The organism is Gemmobacter aquarius (genome assembly GCF_003060865.1).
Lineage (GTDB): Bacteria > Pseudomonadota > Alphaproteobacteria > Rhodobacterales > Rhodobacteraceae > Paragemmobacter > Paragemmobacter aquarius.
This window is the reverse complement of sequence record NZ_CP028918.1, coordinates 1377900-1395318: the sequence shown is the minus strand read 5'-3', so window position 1 is coordinate 1395318 and position 17419 is coordinate 1377900. Positions and strand designations below refer to the sequence as shown.

General features: G+C 64.8%; 15 protein-coding genes and 1 pseudogene. 7 read left to right on the top strand and 9 right to left on the bottom strand.

The features are described from left to right. The first annotated feature begins 47 nt into the window (after positions 1–47). Genes ccmI through HYN69_RS06705 form a run of 3 tightly spaced genes read left to right on the top strand, consistent with a single transcriptional unit; the run spans position 48 to position 2126 of the window. Positions 48–1400, top strand: a complete 1353-nt coding sequence (gene ccmI / locus HYN69_RS06715) for a c-type cytochrome biogenesis protein CcmI (protein ID WP_230426517.1) — start codon at positions 48–50, stop codon at positions 1398–1400. Continuing rightward, the gene (gene ruvX / locus HYN69_RS06710) at positions 1397–1909 is read left to right on the top strand and encodes a Holliday junction resolvase RuvX (protein WP_108435059.1); all 513 of its coding nucleotides are present in this window, start codon (positions 1397–1399) and stop codon (positions 1907–1909) included. The genes ccmI and ruvX overlap by 4 nt, the downstream gene beginning before the upstream one ends. Continuing rightward, positions 1899–2126, top strand: a complete 228-nt coding sequence (locus tag HYN69_RS06705; protein ID WP_108435058.1) for a DUF1289 domain-containing protein — start codon at positions 1899–1901, stop codon at positions 2124–2126. The genes ruvX and HYN69_RS06705 overlap by 11 nt, the downstream gene beginning before the upstream one ends. 153 nt (positions 2127–2279) lie before the next feature. Here HYN69_RS06705 and HYN69_RS06700 read toward each other — a convergent pair whose 3' ends face one another. After that, positions 2280–3077 carry a hypothetical protein gene (locus tag HYN69_RS06700; RefSeq protein WP_230426516.1) on the bottom strand — a complete coding sequence of 266 codons (798 nt, stop codon included), beginning with the start codon at positions 3075–3077 and terminating at the stop codon, positions 2280–2282. A 72-nt stretch (positions 3078–3149) separates the two neighbouring features. Here HYN69_RS06700 and HYN69_RS06695 point away from each other — a divergent pair, with 72 nt between their 5' ends. Beyond that, positions 3150–4328, top strand: coding sequence for a multidrug effflux MFS transporter (locus tag HYN69_RS06695; protein WP_108435057.1), 1179 nt, complete (start codon positions 3150–3152; stop codon positions 4326–4328). A gap of 48 nt (positions 4329–4376) precedes the next feature. On the opposite strand, the gene dusA is transcribed toward HYN69_RS06695, so the two are convergent. From dusA to HYN69_RS06670, 5 genes are all read right to left on the bottom strand, one after another. Beyond that, complete coding sequence (gene dusA, locus HYN69_RS06690; RefSeq protein ID WP_230426555.1) at positions 4377–5321, bottom strand: tRNA dihydrouridine(20/20a) synthase DusA; 945 nt, start codon at positions 5319–5321, stop codon at positions 4377–4379. Between the two features lie 134 nt (positions 5322–5455). Continuing rightward, complete coding sequence (locus HYN69_RS06685; protein WP_159082382.1) at positions 5456–5617, bottom strand: hypothetical protein; 162 nt, start codon at positions 5615–5617, stop codon at positions 5456–5458. A gap of 46 nt (positions 5618–5663) precedes the next feature. Continuing rightward, a complete protein-coding gene (locus tag HYN69_RS06680; protein ID WP_108435054.1) occupies positions 5664–7628 on the bottom strand; it encodes an ABC transporter permease in 1965 nt (654 codons plus the stop codon). Beyond that, positions 7625–8647: a quaternary amine ABC transporter ATP-binding protein gene (locus tag HYN69_RS06675; RefSeq protein ID WP_108435053.1), complete on the bottom strand. Its 1023-nt coding sequence runs from the start codon at positions 8645–8647 to the stop codon at positions 7625–7627. The genes HYN69_RS06680 and HYN69_RS06675 overlap by 4 nt, the downstream gene beginning before the upstream one ends. 99 nt (positions 8648–8746) lie before the next feature. Continuing rightward, positions 8747–9691 (bottom strand): ABC transporter substrate-binding protein, encoded by a 945-nt coding sequence (locus HYN69_RS06670; RefSeq protein WP_108437071.1) that lies wholly within the window; start codon positions 9689–9691, stop codon positions 8747–8749. Between the two features lie 184 nt (positions 9692–9875). Between HYN69_RS06670 and HYN69_RS06665 the strand changes: the two genes are divergently transcribed. Beyond that, positions 9876–10580 (top strand): response regulator, encoded by a 705-nt coding sequence (locus HYN69_RS06665; protein WP_108435052.1) that lies wholly within the window; start codon positions 9876–9878, stop codon positions 10578–10580. Here the strand turns inward: HYN69_RS06665 and HYN69_RS06660 are convergent. Next, a complete protein-coding gene (locus HYN69_RS06660; RefSeq protein ID WP_108435051.1) occupies positions 10561–12546 on the bottom strand; it encodes an ATP-binding protein in 1986 nt (661 codons plus the stop codon). The genes HYN69_RS06665 and HYN69_RS06660 overlap by 20 nt on opposite strands. After that, the gene (locus HYN69_RS06655; RefSeq protein ID WP_108435050.1) at positions 12543–13364 is read right to left on the bottom strand and encodes a hypothetical protein; all 822 of its coding nucleotides are present in this window, start codon (positions 13362–13364) and stop codon (positions 12543–12545) included. Before HYN69_RS06655 ends, HYN69_RS06660 begins: the two co-directional genes overlap by 4 nt. A gap of 118 nt (positions 13365–13482) precedes the next feature. Between HYN69_RS06655 and torT the strand changes: the two genes are divergently transcribed. Both torT and HYN69_RS20510 read left to right on the top strand, forming a co-directional pair. After that, positions 13483–14544, top strand: a complete 1062-nt coding sequence (gene torT / locus HYN69_RS06650) for a TMAO reductase system periplasmic protein TorT (RefSeq protein WP_230426515.1) — start codon at positions 13483–13485, stop codon at positions 14542–14544. Positions 14545–14695: 151 nt separating this feature from the next. Next, positions 14696–14791, top strand: a pseudogene (locus HYN69_RS20510) (integrase core domain-containing protein); the annotation flags it as partial. 342 nt (positions 14792–15133) lie between these two features. Here the strand turns inward: HYN69_RS20510 and HYN69_RS06645 are convergent. Next, positions 15134–17338: a glycosyltransferase family 2 protein gene (locus HYN69_RS06645; protein WP_108435049.1), complete on the bottom strand. Its 2205-nt coding sequence runs from the start codon at positions 17336–17338 to the stop codon at positions 15134–15136. Positions 17339–17419: the final 81 nt, after the last annotated feature.

Genomic DNA, 17419 nt, shown 5'->3' with positions numbered 1-17419 from the left:
GAAATGCCCCCGATGCTCCACCCCCGCAAGCGGCACAATCGGGAAAAATGCGACAAGATGCGCGACAAAGCGCAGCGGTGCCGCCAAATGCGTCACTTTCCCGTATCGCAGGCTTTTTCAGCGGTGCCGAAAGCATTACATGGGCGTCGGAACCCCGGTTGGCGCGGGTCGGACAGGACGGGTCGCATATGGAAAACTGGCAATTCTGGCTTGCAGCCGCAGCGATAGGTCTGGCGGTAGCGGCAAGCCTGCTGCGGGCCGGCTTTCGCGCCCGCGCCGATGTCGGACCCGCCGCATCTTACGATCTGCAAGTCTACCGCGACCAGCTTTCCGCCGTGGATAGCGACCTTGCACGCGGCACCCTCGCCCCGGACGAGGCTGATAGGCTTCGGACCGAAATCTCGCGCCGCCTGCTCGGTGCGGACCGGACCGCGCAAGCCTCGGCCGCCCCTGCCCGCAGCGGCAGACTTGCGGCATTGGCCGTGACCCTGCCAATCCTTGCCGGGGCCTATGTCGTCTACGACCGGATCGGCGCGCCCGGCTATCCCGACTTGCCGCTGGCCGCACGCCTTGCCATGTCCGACGATCTGCGCGCCAAGCGCCCGCCGCAGGCCGAAATGGAAGCCGCCGTCCCTGCCCCTGCTGCTCCCGCTCCGGTCGACCCCGCCTTCGCCAAGCTGATGGACGAGCTGCGCGCCGCCGTGAAAGCCCGCCCCGATGACCGGCAGGGCCTGGAGCTTCTGGCCGCGAACGAGGCACGGCTGGGCAATCTGGCCGCCGCCCGTCAGGCGATGGAGCGGTTGGTCACTCTGAAAGGCACCGGCGCCACCGCCGAAGACCATGCGGCGCTAGGCGAACTGATGGTCATGGCCGCCGATGGCCGCGTGTCGCCCGAAGCCGAGGCGGAACTGACAAAGGCGCTTCGGCTTGACGCGGCAAACCCCACCGCCCGCTATTACTACGGGCTGATGGCCGCGCAGGTGGGGCGCTTCGACCGCACCTTCGCATTGTGGCAACCGCTTCTCGACAGCCCCGCCGATGCACCATGGGTCGCGCCGATCCGCGCCCAGATCGAAGACGTGGCGATGCGGGCGGGGATCAACTTTACCCTGCCTGAAGCCAAAGGCCCCGATGCCGGTGCCGTGGCCGCAGCCCGGGACATGACGCCCGAAGCGCGGCAAGAGATGATCACGGGAATGGTGGCGCAACTCTCCGAACGCCTTGCCGCCGAGGGCGGCGAGGTCGAGGATTGGGCCAAGCTCATCACCTCGCTTGGCGTTCTAGACCGCAAGGACGAGGCGCAAAAGATCTATGCCGAGGCGCTGGTGAAATTCGAGGGCCGGGAAAGCGAACAAGGTTTCCTCAAGGAAGCCGCCCTGAATGCGGGTCTGACCCCGTGATCGTCGAGGATATCGCCGGTTTCGCGGCCGTCCTTTCGCCCAACCGCGCCATCGCGGGGCTGGACTTTGGCGAAAAGACCATCGGAGTCGCGATCTCCGACCTGCGCCGGTCGGTCGCCACCCCGATCGAGGTGATCCGCCGGGTGAAATTCACCGCCGACGCGGCTGCGTTGCTGGCGCTTTGCACGCAGCGCGGCATCCACGGCCTGATCCTCGGGTTGCCCTTGAACATGGACGGCTCCGAAGGCCCCCGCGTGCAGGCGACCCGCGCCTTTGCCCGCAACCTGTCGCGTCTGACCGACCTGCCGATCACCTATTGGGACGAACGGCTGTCGACCGTTGCGGCAGAAAGATCACTGATCGAGGCGGATACATCGCGAAAGCGTCGCAAAGAGGTGATCGATCAGGTCGCCGCGGGCTATATCCTGCAAGGAGCGTTGGACCGCATGGGGCATATGGCCCGCAAGGCAGCCGACGCCGCACCGCAGGAGAGCAGCAGTGAAGGATGACGTCTGGCAAAGGAACGAGGTGCAGTCGCCTTGCGTCAAGCTTTGCACCATCCATCCGGCCGAACGCATCTGCGTGGGCTGCCTGCGCAGCATCGACGAAATCTCGGCGTGGTCGCGCATGACCGCAACAGAACGCACGGCAATCATGGCCGAACTCCCCTCGCGCGCCCCGCGCCTTGCCAAGCGCCGTGGCGGACGGATGGGGCGGCTGGGCTGATTGCCGCACCTGCGGCATCCTGAAAGTCGCGTGATACGGAAGGGCATCTGGGCCAATTGCGGCCCTGCGGCCCGCCATCTCCCGTTTCACCGTCCGCTCCCCGTTGGCCTTAGCCCCGTCGCCCGTAGGGTGGGTGCTCTGCACCCACCATCCCTAGGGCGCCAGCAGCCACGCGCCCACAGAGCCCATGACAGGGCGAAAATAGGCGACCATGCGCCCTTCGCCCGCCGCCCGCGCGCCTTTGGCCCACGGGGCCACGCCATGCACCAAAAGCCGGTGCAGCACCACCGCCTCGCCCGGCACGCCGGGCAGTTCTACACGGGCACATTCGGCAAAGACGCGCTTGCGCGCCTTCTGATAGGCCTCTGTTATATCCACGGCGCCCCAATCCGCCTCTGGCACGCCCTGCAACGCGGCCAGCAGCCCCGCCCGCATGATTTCGTGGCTGCCTTCCCACACCACCAGCGGCGATGCTCCCGCATCGGCGGCGTTCAGCGGCAACCCGATGATCCAGCGATGCGGTTCGACCACGCGGCGGCGCTTTTCCGGCCCTTCGGCGATCAGCCCGTCGAGATGCGCCGAATCGCGGTTCAGCCGGAAACGGAAGCCGGCCTCGGTCTCGTCGGGCGACGGCTGCGGATAGCCCGGCCGCACCACCGAAACCTGCGCGCGGTGCAAGGCCGTGGGTGCCAGCCCAACCTCGTCCCAAGGGAAATCTGTGGCCCCCACCGTCCCCCGGGTATCGTTGTCCAGCGCATCCAGCCCGACAAACCACGTCCCGCCGCAGCGCCATGGCTCGGCCGGGGTGGCAACCGCAGCCTCGGCCAAGGGTGCCGCCGCCCGTGCCCAAGCCGCGATCCCTGCCCCGCTGGCCCGCCGCCAGCCCGCGCCCGGGTCCAAGCCTGCTTCCGTCTCCAAAGCCGTCTCCAAAGCCGTCTCCCGAACCGTCATAGCCGTCCCCTCTGGCCCTTCGTCCGCAAAAGGCGTATCCCTGCCATCCGATTTTCACGAAGGCCGTTTCCCATGACAGACCGCATCGCCCGCCCTGCCCTCGTGCTTGGCCTTTTGTCCTGCATCGGACCCTTTGCCATAGATATGTATCTGCCCGCCATGCCGGCCATAGGCCAATCGCTGAACGCCAGCGTGCAGGACATGCAGACCACCATCACCGCCTATTTCATCGCCTTCGGCCTTGCCCAACTGGTCTATGGTCCATGGGCCGACCGGTCTGGCCGCAAACCGCCGCTTTATGCCGGAATCGCGATCTTCGTCGCAGGGTCGATCCTGTGCACCTTTGCCCAGTCGATCGAGACGCTGATCGCCGGCCGCGCGATTCAAGGCCTTGGCGGGGCAGCGTTGATGGTCGTGCCCCGTGCAATCATCCGCGACATGTATACCGGCCATGCCGCAACGCGGCTGATGGCGGCGGTGATGCTGGTGATCTCGGTCTCGCCCATGCTGGCGCCGCTGGCAGGATCGGGCGTCATGGCGGTGGCCGGATGGCGCGGCATCTTCGGCATCCTGCTTCTGGCCAGCGTCGTCAGCCTTGCCATCCTGACCTTCCTGCAAGCCGAGACCCTGCCCGCCGAAAGCCGCCAGCCGTTTGACATGGGCGACACGCTGCGCGGGGCAAGGCGCCTTCTCGCCAACCGAAGCTTCATGGGGCTGACCTTCCTTGGCGGCTTCGGCATGGCGAGCTTCTTCGTCTTCATCGCCAGCGCGAGCTTTGTCTACACGCAGGATTTCGGCCTGTCGCCCACCGGCTTTTCGCTGGCCTTCGCGGTCAATGCCATCGGCTTTTTCGCGGCAAGCCAGGCCGCCGGAACGCTTGGCCTGCGCTACGGCGCAAAACGGGTGTTGACGGTGGCAAGCTCGGGCTTCGCGCTCTCGACCCTCGGGCTTTTCGGGCTTGCGCTCATGGGGCTTGTCACCCTGCCCGTCTGCATCGCAGGGCTGTTTGTGGCCAATGCCTTCCTTGGCCTCGTGATCCCGACGACCATGGTCATGGCGCTCGACGATCACGGAGATATCGCGGGCCTCGCCTCGTCGCTGGGCGGCACGCTGCAAATGCTGGCCGGCGGCGCGATGATCGCGGCCACAGGCCCGTTCTTCGACGGCAGCGCCACACCGATGCTCGCCGCGATCGCGATCTGCGGCGTGCTGTCCTTTGCCATGGGCCGATTGGCTCTGGCGCGCCGCTAAGCTGGATCGCGCTGGCGCGCCGCTAAGCTGGATCGCGCTGGCGCGCCGTCAGGCAGCCTCGCGCATCACCTCTGCCAGTGCAAGGTCAAGCAGCCCCAGCCCCGCGCCGGGTTTGGCCACGCCTTCCGACAGCACCCGCCGCCAGCCCCGCGCCCCGGGGCGGCCATGGAACAGGCCCAGCATGTGGCGCGTGATCTGGTGCATCCGCCCGCCGCTTTCCAGATGCGCCGCGATATAGGGCTTCATCGCCTCGACCGTGGCAAAGGCATCCAGCCCCCCCGTATCGCCCCATAGCGCATCGGCCCCGACCAGCACCGACCCCGGATCGTGATAGGCGGCACGGCCCAGCATCACCCCGTCAAGCCCCGCATCCAGCAATTCCCGCGCAAGGTCGAGCGAGGCGATCCCGCCGTTGATGCAGATGGTCAGATGCGGAAATTGCGCCTTCATCCGCTTGACCAGATCGTAGTCGAGCGGCGGAATCTCGCGGTTTTCCTTGGGGGACAGACCCTGCAACCATGCCTTGCGGGCGTGGATGATGAAATGCGTCACCCCCGCCGCGCTGACGCGGGCCAGAAAATCGGGCAAGACCACCTCGGGGTCTTGGTCATCCACCCCGATCCGGCATTTCACCGTCACCGGCACGTCGGACGCATCGAGCATCGCCGCCACGCAATCGGCCACCAGCGCGGGCCGCTCCATCAGCACGGCCCCGAAACATCCCGACTGCACGCGGTCCGAAGGGCAGCCCACGTTCAGGTTGATCTCGTCATAGCCGAAGGGCACCGCCAGCCGAACCGCCGCCGCAAGCTCGGCAGGATCTGACCCGCCAAGCTGCAAGGCCACCGGATGCTCGGCGTCCGAATAGCCCAAAAGCCGCTCTTTCGGCCCATGCACCACCGCTGGCGCCGTCACCATTTCGGTATAAAGCATCGCGCGCTTCGTCATCAGCCGATGGAAGTAACGGCAATGCCGGTCAGTCCAGTCCATCATCGGAGCGACGGACAGGCGGTGGGCATCGCGGACCACCGAAATCCCTTCTTTTATGGAAGATCCCATCGTCCAACCTCTTGCGCCTCGAACCTGTACTTACCAGTTCTGGCCCGCTTTTATACATTTTGTCTGTGTCAGGCATGCCGTTCCTCGTCGAACGAAAGACCCGATCCGGCGATGTCAGATACCCCGCCCAGATCGTGCGGCGCAAGTATCGGCATATCGCGTCGTGCATCTTCCAGCAGGTTGCGGATCAACGTGCCCGCCTGTTCGGTACAAGCCGTGTCCTTGGCCATCTTCGGCTCGGAACCGGGCGTGACGCGGCGGGCAAGCACGCGGCGTTCAGGATGTCTGGCTTCGCAGCAGGGCCACGCGCTTGCAGGACCAGGTAAGCAGAACATGATCCGCCAAAAGGCCGATGAAGGCGACCGCAAACCCCAGGACCAGACCCTTGCCCACATCGGCGGAAGAAAGGGCGCGTTGCATTTCCTGCCCCAGATCCTGCGTTCCGATGAAGGCCGCGATGATCACCATGAAAAGCGAGAACATGATCGACTGGTTCGCCCCGACCAGCAGCGTCGGCACCGCAAGCGGCAGCTTCACATGCCGCAGCATCTGCGCGCGGCTGGCCCCCGACATCTCGGCGGCCTCGACCAGTTCGGGGGGCACGTTGCGCAGCCCTTCGATGGTGTAGCGCAGGATAGGGACCGTGGCAAAGACCACCACGGCGGCGATCACCGCGACATCGTTCACGCCGAAAAGCATGATGACGGGGATCAGATAGATGAAGCTTGGAAAGGTCTGCAACGTATCGCAGAACAGCAGCGCACGCGCCGCCCGTTTGGGGCGTGCAGCGGCATAAAGCCCCAGCGGCACGCCGATCAGCAGCGCAAGGACGACCGAGACCGTGACCATGTAGATCGTGATCATGGCCCGGTCCCACCAGCCCGACAGCGCGATGGGCAGGATGAACCCAAGACAGACCAGCGCCGATCGCCGCCCTCCCACCCGCCAGCCAATGGCCGCGACGAAGACGAGGACAGCGGTGGTGGGCAGCCACAAAAAGGCGTCGCGCAGCGGGATCAGCACCCATGTGATCAGGAACCAGCGCAGCCAGTCGGCAACGGGGGCCACCACGGTCAGCAGCATGTCCACGCCCGCATCCACCGGACCGGCAAGGCTGAGCGCCTGTTTGCGTTCGACCTCGACGAAATAGGGATGCAAGCTGGCCAGCGCGAAACCGGCCGCAGTCAGCACCAGCCATGCCAGCAGATGCGGGTGACGCTTGGCCCATGACGCGCCCGCCGCAGGGTGGACGGGTTGGCGGTAAGCCCAGGCCTTGGTCATCCGGTCGAGCAATATGGCAAGCAGCACGATGGTCAGCCCGATCTCGACCGAAAGACCGATCTTCAGCGCCTGCAACAGCTGCAACAGCTTTTGCCCCAGTCCGGGCATGCCGATGAACGAGGCGAGCACCACCATGGCAAGGCTTTGCATGATGACCTGGTTGACTCCGATCAGCAGTTCGGTGCGCGCGGCAGGCAGGCGCACGCGGGTCATAAGCTGCCAGCGCGTCGCCCCCGACATCTTGCCGCTTTCGATGATTTCGGACGGAACGCCCCGCAGACCAAGCAAGGTCAGCCGGATCATCGGCGGGACCGAAAAGATGATGGTGACGATGGCGCCTGCCTTCGGCCCGACCCCGATGAAAACCACGACCGGAATCATATAGGCGAAATGCGGCAGCGATTGCGCGATGTTCAGGGCGGGATTCAGGATGCGCTCGGCCATGCGGAACCGCCATGCCAGCGTGCCAAGCGCAAGGCCCAGCAGGACTGAAAACGGCGCCGCGACCACGATGACCGAAAGCGTCTCCATCGCCCATTGCCATTGGCCCATAAGCGCGATCCACACAAAGGTACCCCCTGCGAGGATGGCAAGCCGCCTGCCGCCCAAGGCGTGGCCCACGACTGCGGCGGTACCCGCAACCACGACCCACGGGATCGGGCCAAGGCGGGGCCAGCGGGCCTTGCCGTAAAGCAGGTTGGCCGTGACATCGAGGCAGAATTCCACCACCTCGGAAAAGGCGCGGGTCAAAGACATCAGGCCAAGGTCGTCGCGGGCAAAGGCAAAGACCGTGTTGATCCAATGCGCGAAGGGAATGACCATCCATTCCGGCAGACGGACAAGGGCGTCGGGCAGCACATTCCGGCCAACCGTCAGCACGGCTGCAAACAGCAAAAGCGCCTGCGCGGTGCGGCGCTGATCAAAGGTGAAAGACGCAGGGCGCAGGGTGGCCACGGTCATGCGGCCGGTCCCAGCAGGATGTCGAGCGCCTCGTTGCGGTCCATCAATCCCATCAGGCCCCCATCGGCGGCGGCGACCGGCACATGGTCGCGCGGGTCGCAGACGATAAGGCGGGCGATCTCGTGCAACGTGGAATGCCCCGACAGGGCTGCGCCTTCGACCGCGCGGCCTTGCACGGGGCGGGCAAGTGCTCCGGCCCGCACCACGCGGGCGCGGTCGATGGCCGAGGTGAACTTGGCCACGTATTCGGTGGCCGGCGCCATGACGATGCGTTCGGGCGTGTCGCATTGTTCGACCATGCCGTCCTTCATGATGGCGATGCGGTCGGCCAGACGGATCGCCTCGTCGAAGTCATGCGTGATGAAGACGATGGTCTTGGCGACCATGGCTTTCAGGCGCAGGAATTCATCCTGCATCTCGCGCCGGATCAGCGGGTCGAGCGCCGAAAAGGGTTCGTCGAGAAACCAGATGTCCGGCTCCACGGCAAGCGAGCGGGCGATGCCGACGCGCTGTTGCTGGCCGCCCGAAAGTTCGCGCGGGAAATAGGACTCGCGCCCCTGCAAGCCGACCAGCGACAGCATCTCGGTGGCGCGGGCAATGCGCGACGCACGGTCCTGTCCGCGCATTTCCAGCGGAAAGGCCACGTTCTCCAGCGCGGTGCGGTGGGGCAGCAGGCCGAAACTCTGGAACACCATCCCCATCTTTCGGCGGCGCAGGTCGATCAATTCGGCCTCGGTCATCGCGCCGATATCGCGGCCTTCGACCATGACACGGCCGCTGGTCGCATCGATCAGCCGGGCAAGGCACCGCACAAGGGTGGATTTGCCCGAACCCGACAAGCCCATCACCACCAGCATCTCGCCGCGTTCGATGGTCAGCGAGACATCGCGCACGGCCGTGATATGGCCGCTGGCGCGCAACTCTTCGGCCGAGGTGGCGGGCGATAGGGCTGGCAGGCGGCCCGTGCCGAACACCTTCCAAAGGTTGTGGCAAGAGATGACGGGATCACGATCGGACACGGGCTCGACTCCGGTAAGGCACCGTCCGGCGCGGGCCGGACGGCGGGTAAGGAAAGGCCGCGCCAAAACGGAGCGGCCCTAAAGGTCACAGGTGGGCGGTCACTCGATCCACGTCTTCCAGACCGCTTCGTTCGCCTTGAGCCACGTGGCGGCGGCGTCTTCCGGCTCCATCCCGTCGATGTCGACAAGTTTGGCCATCTCGGCGATCTGCGGGTTGGTGAAGCTGACCTTTTGCAGCGTGGCAAAGGCTTTGGGCCACTTTTCCGCCATGCCGTCCCATGCCGCGATCTTCAGATACCCGTTGGCCGGGTTGCCGCAATCATATGTCTTGTCGGGAAGCGGACCCACGGCGGGGTCCTTGTCGCAGCCTTCTTCCCAAGCGGGGAATTCGACGAATTCGCCCGGCCAGACCGCTTCGGCAAAGTTCGGCGTCCAGTTGAACACCACGATCGGGGTCTTGGTCTTTTCGGCAGCCGCGATCTCGGCCCAAAGCGCCGCGGCAGATCCCGCATTGACCACGACGAAATTCATGCCCAGAGCATCGACCTTTTCCTGATCATGCTTCAGCCAGTCGACCGGCCCGCCAAGGAAGCGGCCCTTGTCGCCGGTTTCCGGCGTGGCGAACAGCTTGGCGCAGTCGTTCAGCGCCTTCCAGTCGGGCAGGCCGGGGCAAGCCTCCTTCGTCCACATCGGGTACCACCAGTCTTCGCGGGTGATCGCGTTGTGGGTCGCGACATCGACGATCCCGCCCTTTTCGACTGCAGCACGGAAAGAGGCACCAAAGGCCCCTTCCCACACTTCCAACTCCAGCGTCGCATCGCCCAGACGCACCGCTTCATACACGGCCTGACTGTCGGTCGAGACGTATTCCACCGAATTGCCCTCGGCTTCGAAAATCTGGCCGACCACGTTGCTCATCACGATCTGGCTCGACCAGTTGTGGATAGGGATGGTGATCGGATCGGTCGAATCCTCGGCGAATGCCGCGTTGGCCACGAGTGCCAGAGATGCCGCCGTTACGAGCAGATATGTCTGTCTTTGCATGGTTTCCGTTCCCTGTTGTGCCGCAGTCTTCAAGCGCGGCTTTTTTCCCGGAAAGTCAGAAGCTTTCCTGTCAGAAAACCTATGGGGCGAATGTGAACGCGTAAGACCCTTTGCATGAATGGCTTGGAGAAAGTTGTGACAGGATGTTAACAGGGTGGCGACGTCGTGACCGAGAGGCCATCCGATGAATGTCAGGCCGGCCCATATCGTGGTGATCGAGGACGAGCCGGTGACCCGCACCGCGCTTACGGGCTATCTGCAATCCTTCGGCTACCGTGTCACCGATTGCGCCGGAGCCGAGGCCGCCGAGCGCGTGCTGTCGGAAGAGAATCCCGACCTGCTCATCGTGGATATCAACCTTGCAGGCAAGGACGGGCTGGAAATCACCCGCGAACAGCGCGCACGGTCGGAAATCGGCATCATCCTTTTGTCGGGCCGCACCGACGATGTCGACCGCATCGTCGGGCTGGAACTCGGTGCCGACGATTACGTCTGCAAGCCCTTCAACCGCCGCGAGTTGCTGGCCCGCGTCAAGAACCTGCTGCGGCGCACCGCGGCGATGCGGCAATTGACGCGGCGCGTGGTGCATTTCGCAGGCTTCACCTTCGACACCTCGGCACGCCACATCACCGATGCGGCTGGCGAGGCAATCCCCCTGACCCGCGGCGAATACGAACTGCTGCGGGCCTTTGTGCTGAACCCCGGCATCGTGATGGACCGCGACCGCCTGCTTGCCACGATCACACATCGCCAGAACGGCACGAATGCGCGCACCGTCGATGTCATGGTCAAACGCCTGCGCGCGAAACTCGGCGACGACCCGAAACTGCCGCGCATCTTCGGCACCTCGCATGGCGAGGGGTATGTTTTCACTGCGCCGCTTGGCTAACAGCGTCCGACAGGACTGCCAGAGCAGTTCGCAACCGGTGCTCGGCTGTGAAGGCAAGGCCCGACAGGGCGACGATCTCGGGTTCCGTCGGGGCTTTCTTGCCTGCAAGCCGGTCAAGGGTTTGAACCAGATCGGGGAAATCGAAATTGCCGACCGCTCCTTTCAACTGATGGGCACGCCGCGCCATGACCGCCAGATCACCGGCGCGGGCAGCAGCGATGACCGCTGCGGTCTCGACCGGCAAAAGATCAAGCATCAGCGCCAGAAGATCACGCGTCCGCGCAGGGCCAAGATCGGCCAGCGTCGTCAGCACAGCCCCGTCGATCAGCGGCGGGCATAGCCGGTTCAGGCTGGCAGCCAGACTTTCGGGCGAGACGGGTTTGGCCACGATCTCGTCCATCCCGGCAGCAAGACAGGCCGCCATGTCGTCGGGTTGGACATGCGCCGAAATGCCGATGACCGGAACATGGGCGCGGTCGATCGCCCTTATGCGCTGCGTGGCTTCGATGCCCGAAATTCCCGGCAGGCTGACATCCATCAGGACCGCATCGAAGTGTTGGCTGGCGCACAGGTCGACCGCCTCCTCGCCGGTCGCGACGGTCAGCCAGTCATGTCCGAGTGCGTCGAGATAGGCTTCGGCAACATGCTGGTTCACGGGGTGGTCTTCCACGACCAGCACCCGCAACCGCCGCGCGGCGGGTTCCACCCCTGCGGCAGCTTCCGCCTCATGCGCCTGCGACACCGCCAAGGGCACGGTCAGCGTAAAGACCGCCCCCTGTCCGGTTGCCGACCGCGCCTCGAGCGTGCCCCCCATCACCTCGGCCAACCTGCGCGAGATGGTCAGCCCAAGCCCGGTGCCGCCATAGGTGCGGGCAGTGCGGATGCTTTCCTGCTGGAACGGCGCGAAAATCCGGTCCAGAGCATCCGGCGCGATCCCGCAACCGCTATCCTCGACCGAAAAGGCAAAGCGCGGCGACGCCCCGCTCCCCACGGCCTCGACCCGCAAGGTCACCCCGCCGGTTTCGGTGAACTTCACCGCATTCGAGACAAGGTTGAAAAGAACCTGCCGCAGCTTGTCCAGATCCCCCTCCAATTGTGGCTGCCCTGTTTCGGGCAGGACGAGGCGCAGGTGCAGCCCCTTTTCCTCGGCCACCGGCATCATCAAAAGCGCGATATCGCGCATCGCATCTTCCAGCCGAAAGGCAACCGCCTCGGCTTCTCCATTGCCGCTGTCGAGCTTGGAATAGTCGAGAATGCTGTTCAGCAGCCCCATCAACCCCTTTCCGGAACCCAGCGCCGCATCAAGCTGCTTTCCCTGCTTCTCGGTCAGATTGCCCCGCGCGAGGCTGCGCAACATGCCCAGCACCCCGTTCATCGCGGTGCGGATCTCGTGGCTCATCATGGCAAGGAATTCCGATTTGGCCCTGTCCGCCGCCTCGGCGCGGTCGCGGGCGGCATCATGTGCCGCAACCTCGCCGCGCAATTGTTCGGTCTGTTCGGCCACCAACCGTTGCAGGTCGCTGCGATGGGTCTGCAACTCGGCCAGATTGCGTTCGCGCTCGGCCTCGTAATCGCGGTTGGCGATGGCCTGACGGCGGAACACCTCGACCGCCGCTTCCATACCCGCAATCTCGTCGCTGCCCGACGGCGCAACCGCCGCGCCCAGATTTCCGGCCGCAAGCCGGGTCATCGTGGCGGAAAGCGCGTTCAGCCGCCGGATGATATTGCCACGCACATAATACCAAAGGATCCCAAGCGAGATGAGCAAGGCCAGAAGCGACGACGCCGCATAAAGCTGCTGGGTCGCGCGGATCGCCTGCTCGGCTGACCGGCCCGCCTCGACCGCGCGGGCCTCGATCCGGTCGGCAAGTGCCGCAGCACTGCGTTCCAGTGCAAGTGCCGCAAGCCGGACCTGCTTTTCCGCCCCGGCGATGCGGGCAGTCAGATCGAGCGTCTGCGCCGTCAACTCGAACAGCCCCCCGTATCGGGCGGGCCCGCCCCGCCAGAGTTGACAGCCCGCAAAAGCTCCAAGGCACGCTCGGCCCGTCGCGGATCGTTCACGGCAAGGATGCGGCGCGTGACGATCCGCACCCGCCCGTCCAGATCGGCGCGCAACCCCGCAAGGTCCGACTGCGCCCCCGCCGCGACGATACGGTTCAAAAGCAGCCCGATTTCCGAAGCATGGGCGCGCATCTCGAACATCAGGCCAAGCTGGAACAGATCGACCTCGATCAGCCGGTCCAAAGCGGCAAACCGCGCCTGACGGTCGCCGGGCGATTCCGTCTCGAGGTCGTAAAGGTTCGAGATGACGGCTGCTGTCCCCATCTCGGCATTGGCCACCAGCGTATCGGCAATGCCCGTCAATTCGACCGTGGCATCCAGCCCGCGCGCCAAAGCGGCATCCCGCTGCGCCGTGACCCGTATGCGTTGGCGCACAAGCCCGTCGAGCGAGACGATGGCCTGACGCATCACCGCTTCGGCGGCCAAAGCCTCGGTCGGGGCGGGGCTGCGCGGGGTGCGCTCGAGCCGGTCGTGCAAGGCATCGACCTGCTTCATCAGATAATCTGCCCGCTCGGACCGCTGGATTTCATCCGTCACGGCAGCAAGTTCCGGCGCCACGGCCACGACGCGGCTGGTCTCCTCGGCCACGCCGCGCACTTCGGAAATGGCGGGAATGGCCTCGGTCACCACCCGTGTCTGGTTCCGCGCCACGTCCTGCAATTCGAACCAGCCCAGAATGCCGGTCGCCGCCGGCAGACCCGCGATCACAAGGACTGCAAACATCAGCCTTTTGCCGAGACTGGACTTGTTGACGAAGTTCCGCAAAGCTTGCCTCCGGCGCGCCGTGTGCAGGCGCAGGGAAAGGCTAGCATCGAATGCAGGCACTTTGGAACGCCCGTTGATGGCCACGCCGCTGGCTGCGATGCTGGCCTGCTTTATGGCCATCGCCCTGCCCGTCTCGGCGCAAGAGACATGGCCCCTTCAGGAACGCATCCTGCCCTTCGATGACACCAGCGCAGGCCGCCCCATCGATTACATCCCGCTCGACCATGCCTCGCGCCCGTGGCGCCTGTGCGTGCTTTATCCGCACCTCAAGGATGCCTATTGGCTCAGCGTGAATTTCGGCATGGCAGAAGAGGCGCGCAAACTCGGCGTCGCCTTCGACGTGTTCGAAGCAGGCGGCTACCCCAACCTCGCCCGCCAGATCGAACAATTGCAGGGCTGCGCTGCGGCGGAATTCGATGCCGTCATCCTCGGTGCCGTCTCCTATGACGGGCTTACCCCTGCGGTCGCCGAAATCGCCCGGATGAAACCGGTGATCGCGGCGGTCAACGACATCGACGATACCGGCATCACCGCCAAGGCCAGCGTGCCATGGCGCGAGATGGGCGCCGCCGCAGGACGGGTCATCTCGGCCCGCCACCCAAAGGGCAGCGCGCCTGTCCGCGTCGCATGGTTTCCCGGGCCAAACGGGGCCGGATGGGTCAGTTTCGTCGAAGAAGGCTTCAGGGCCGAGATCGCCAATAGTTCCGCCCGGATCGTGGCCACGCGGTTTGGCGATACCGGCCTCGAACAGCAGGTCTTGCTGGTCGAAGACCTGCTCGACGAAATGCCCGACGTCGACTACCTGATCGGCAGCGGGCCCATGGCCGAGGCCGCCGTATCCATCCTGCGCGCCCGCGGCCTGTCGGACAGGATCAAGGTGGTGTCGACCTATATGAGCCACGCCGTATACCGCGGCATCAAGCGCGGACGCATCCTTGCCGCACCGACCGATTTTGCAGCCCTCCAGGGAAAACTGTCGATCGAAATGGCAGTGCGCTCGCTCGAAGGCACTTTGACCATCCTGCACGCCGGACCGGCGATCAGGGTCGTCGATGCCACCACGATCACCGGCATCGGTGCGGAAGGATCGCTCGCCCCCGCAAGCTTCACCCCCGTCTTCTCGCAAGCGGCACCCTAGGACAAGACGCAGGCCGATCCCGCCAGTCTCCAACCGCGCGGCGTCCAAGGCACCGTCGGATTCCAAACCCACCCCATCGTCATCCTTGACCCGACCCGTCAGGCATTCGGTAATCCCCACCGGAAGTAACGGGCTGCATGAGTAGAATTTTCCCGGCCAGCCCCAGCAGAACGCCTATATCAAGCACTACAACCGCACCGTCAGGCATGAATGGCTCGACCAATACATCGAAACCATCGAGCAGGCCTGCGCTCCCTGTTTCCCGTGGTCCAACCAACATCCCTCTGCCGAACCGTCAGAACTGTCGAAACCTGCTTGCAAACACCCAAGGCGTCCTCGCCAGGGTCTACTTGCCTGGCGCGAGCTGCCTGATGGCTCCGTGGCATTTATGTTACACTATAACAATTATGCGCAGCATTGCCCGACGGATCAGAACACTGGAAGCGCAGAAACCAGCTCCGCTATCGTCCGGATACCTGCACGTTGTTGTCCCTTCGTCGCAGGAAACCGCCCGTACAGGACCCGTTATCGCGTGCATCCAGTCACCGCGCCCGATCATGGACGCAGCCCGATCAGGGCGCGGCGCGGCCTAGCCCCGCCGGAACCCTGCCATGCAATCGGCCAGAACATTCCGCAATCCGATGTAGCGCACCAGCCCGTACAGGATCAGACAGGCGTTGGCCGCAGGGCTGACGGCCGCCCAAAGATTTCCCGTCGCCACCGAAGCCGCGGCAATCCATCCCATGAACCCCAGCGTCGCCCCGTAGAACAGGAAATAGAACACAGGAACCACCGTCCGCCCCTCGACCTTCGGCGTCCGCGCAAAGCTGGTCTTACGCCCCGTCACAAGTTGCACGAGACTTTCCAGAATTCCGGCAAAGGCCACCGGCAACAGCAACAGGTTCAGCGCCGAAACCGCCACCAGATCACCGAAGCGATAGCCCAGCCGCCGTAAATCCAGCCCGTAGAGCAAAAAGTAGGGCAACACCGCCAAGGCCATGGCAAACAGGAAGGACAGGCTCGGGCGCGAATTGACCATCAGCACAAACAGACAGATGTTCCCCACCACCGGCGACACCAGATAATGCAGCCGCAGCACGAACCCCAGCAGCCCGAAACTGCCCCGCGGAGCGATCCACATCGCCCGCAGCAGCGACCCCAGAATGATCAGCCCGCCATTGCACCACCGCTTGCGCTGGATGCACAGCGCCCCGAAATCCGCAGGTGTGGCACTGCGCGCCAAAGCGGCATAATAGTTCGACACGCCCCATCCCTTGGCCAAAAGGTCGATCGTCGACCCCGTGTCCTCGATCACCGTCCGATCCTGAATGAACACCGGCACCGGCATCCCATTCTGCACATCGACGGTTTCGATGGCCTTCAGCGCCTCGAACCGGATCAGCGCATTCGCCCCGACCCAGAAGCCCGCCTTGAAATGGCTGCTGCCCTGATGCACCAGATACTGGATATCCGTCGTCGCTCCGGCATAGCGCTCGACGCAGGTCGTGCTGTCGGGAAAGCTCAGATACGGGGTCTGCACGACACCCAGCGTCTCGTCCTGTTCCAGCACCGCCGCCAGATTGCGCAGGTACTCCGGCTTGATCACGCTGTCGGCGTCCAGCGTCAGGATGTAGTCGGGCCGCCGCACGGCCAGATCGGCCCTGCGCCCCGTTTCCGCCCGCAAATACCCGCGCCCCGATTGCGAGCGTTTGCGATACCTGCCGCCCATCAACGCGATATAGGCGTTCAGGTTCATCGCCTTGTTCGCGGCATGCGACAGGTTGGCGAATTGCTTGCGCTGAAAGGTCGTGATGTCGGTGCAAAAGGCCACAGACACATCGGCATAGGCCGCCTCTATCGCACCGGCCGACCGCAAGGACGTGGCCGCCTCGGCGCGCTTGCGGTAATGGCCGACAAGCGGCCACAGGATCGCATCCATGAAATAGCGGTCGATATGGGCAAAGGCGGGCTGCCCTCCGGCCAGAAACGCTTGCCCGTAACGGTCCAGCCAATCGGCCAGCCAATGGAAATTGCGCGACAGCAGGTCCGCTTCCCGCGCCGGATCGAACAGTCCCGACCGGCGGCGCAAGGCAAAGGCGCGCTGTTGGTCCCGCATCCGCTCGACCGGCACGGCAAGATCGCGTCTGACCCCGTCGACCGCTTCCAGACTGCGCGCCACCGAAACGGTATCGGTCACCGGATCGTCGACCAGCACCACGATATTGCGGGCCGGATAGACCGCCAGCGCCGCCGAAAGCACCGTCATCCGGATGACGCGCGGCTCCTCGCAATAAGACGGCACCAATACCGTCACATGCCTGCCCCCGCGCGCTTCGCCGTCCTGCTGCGACATGGCCGCCTGCAATCCGGTTCGCGCCACGGGGCTGCGCTGCGATGCGCCGTAACGGTTTATCAGGTAGCACAGACTGCAAAACCACAGCCCCGCCATCGCCACGGTGTCCTGCAACCGCAACGCCCGCAGCCTATGGTCCTGCACCGCAAGCTGCAGGATCGCGCCAAACCCCGCAACCGAGACGACGATCAGCACAAGGAACGGCAACCCGTTCACGAACGCCTCGACCCGCGCCCGCCTCGCCGCCTTGGTGACGGGCAACGCCGCCACCGCTGGTCCGGCATCGGAAACGTCAGGCTCCGCCGCCGTCGGCAGAACCGGCACGGCAGGGACGGGCGCCAAGGGCTGGACAAGCCGCAAGCTCGGCGGACCAGACCGCTTGCCATCGCCCGCCGGCCTGAAATCCGGACGGAATTCTTTCAGGTCGATCGCATGTGTCATTACAAAAACCGCTTTCGCCGAAAGAGCCAAGGGCAACGCGCACGCCCGCAATCTTCTGCTTCGACCCGTAAAAAGACCGCT

Excerpts from the sequence above, each read along its gene's own strand:
- ccmI (WP_230426517.1), top strand. The coding sequence starts at position 48 with ATGCGACAAGATGCGCGACAAAGCGCAGCGGTGCCGCCAAATGCGTCA.
- HYN69_RS06700 (WP_230426516.1), bottom strand. The coding sequence starts at position 3,077 with ATGACGGTTCGGGAGACGGCTTTGGAGACGGCTTTGGAGACGGAAGCA.
- HYN69_RS06695 (WP_108435057.1), top strand. The coding sequence starts at position 3,150 with ATGACAGACCGCATCGCCCGCCCTGCCCTCGTGCTTGGCCTTTTGTCC.
- dusA (WP_230426555.1), bottom strand. The coding sequence starts at position 5,321 with ATGATGGACTGGACTGACCGGCATTGCCGTTACTTCCATCGGCTGATG.
- HYN69_RS06685 (WP_159082382.1), bottom strand. The coding sequence starts at position 5,617 with ATGGCCAAGGACACGGCTTGTACCGAACAGGCGGGCACGTTGATCCGC.
- HYN69_RS06680 (WP_108435054.1), bottom strand. The coding sequence starts at position 7,628 with ATGACCGTGGCCACCCTGCGCCCTGCGTCTTTCACCTTTGATCAGCGC.
- HYN69_RS06670 (WP_108437071.1), bottom strand. The coding sequence starts at position 9,691 with ATGCAAAGACAGACATATCTGCTCGTAACGGCGGCATCTCTGGCACTC.
- HYN69_RS06665 (WP_108435052.1), top strand. The coding sequence starts at position 9,876 with ATGAATGTCAGGCCGGCCCATATCGTGGTGATCGAGGACGAGCCGGTG.
- HYN69_RS06655 (WP_108435050.1), bottom strand. The coding sequence starts at position 13,364 with ATGTTTGCAGTCCTTGTGATCGCGGGTCTGCCGGCGGCGACCGGCATT.
- torT (WP_230426515.1), top strand. The coding sequence starts at position 13,483 with ATGGCCACGCCGCTGGCTGCGATGCTGGCCTGCTTTATGGCCATCGCC.
- HYN69_RS06645 (WP_108435049.1), bottom strand. The coding sequence starts at position 17,338 with ATGACACATGCGATCGACCTGAAAGAATTCCGTCCGGATTTCAGGCCG.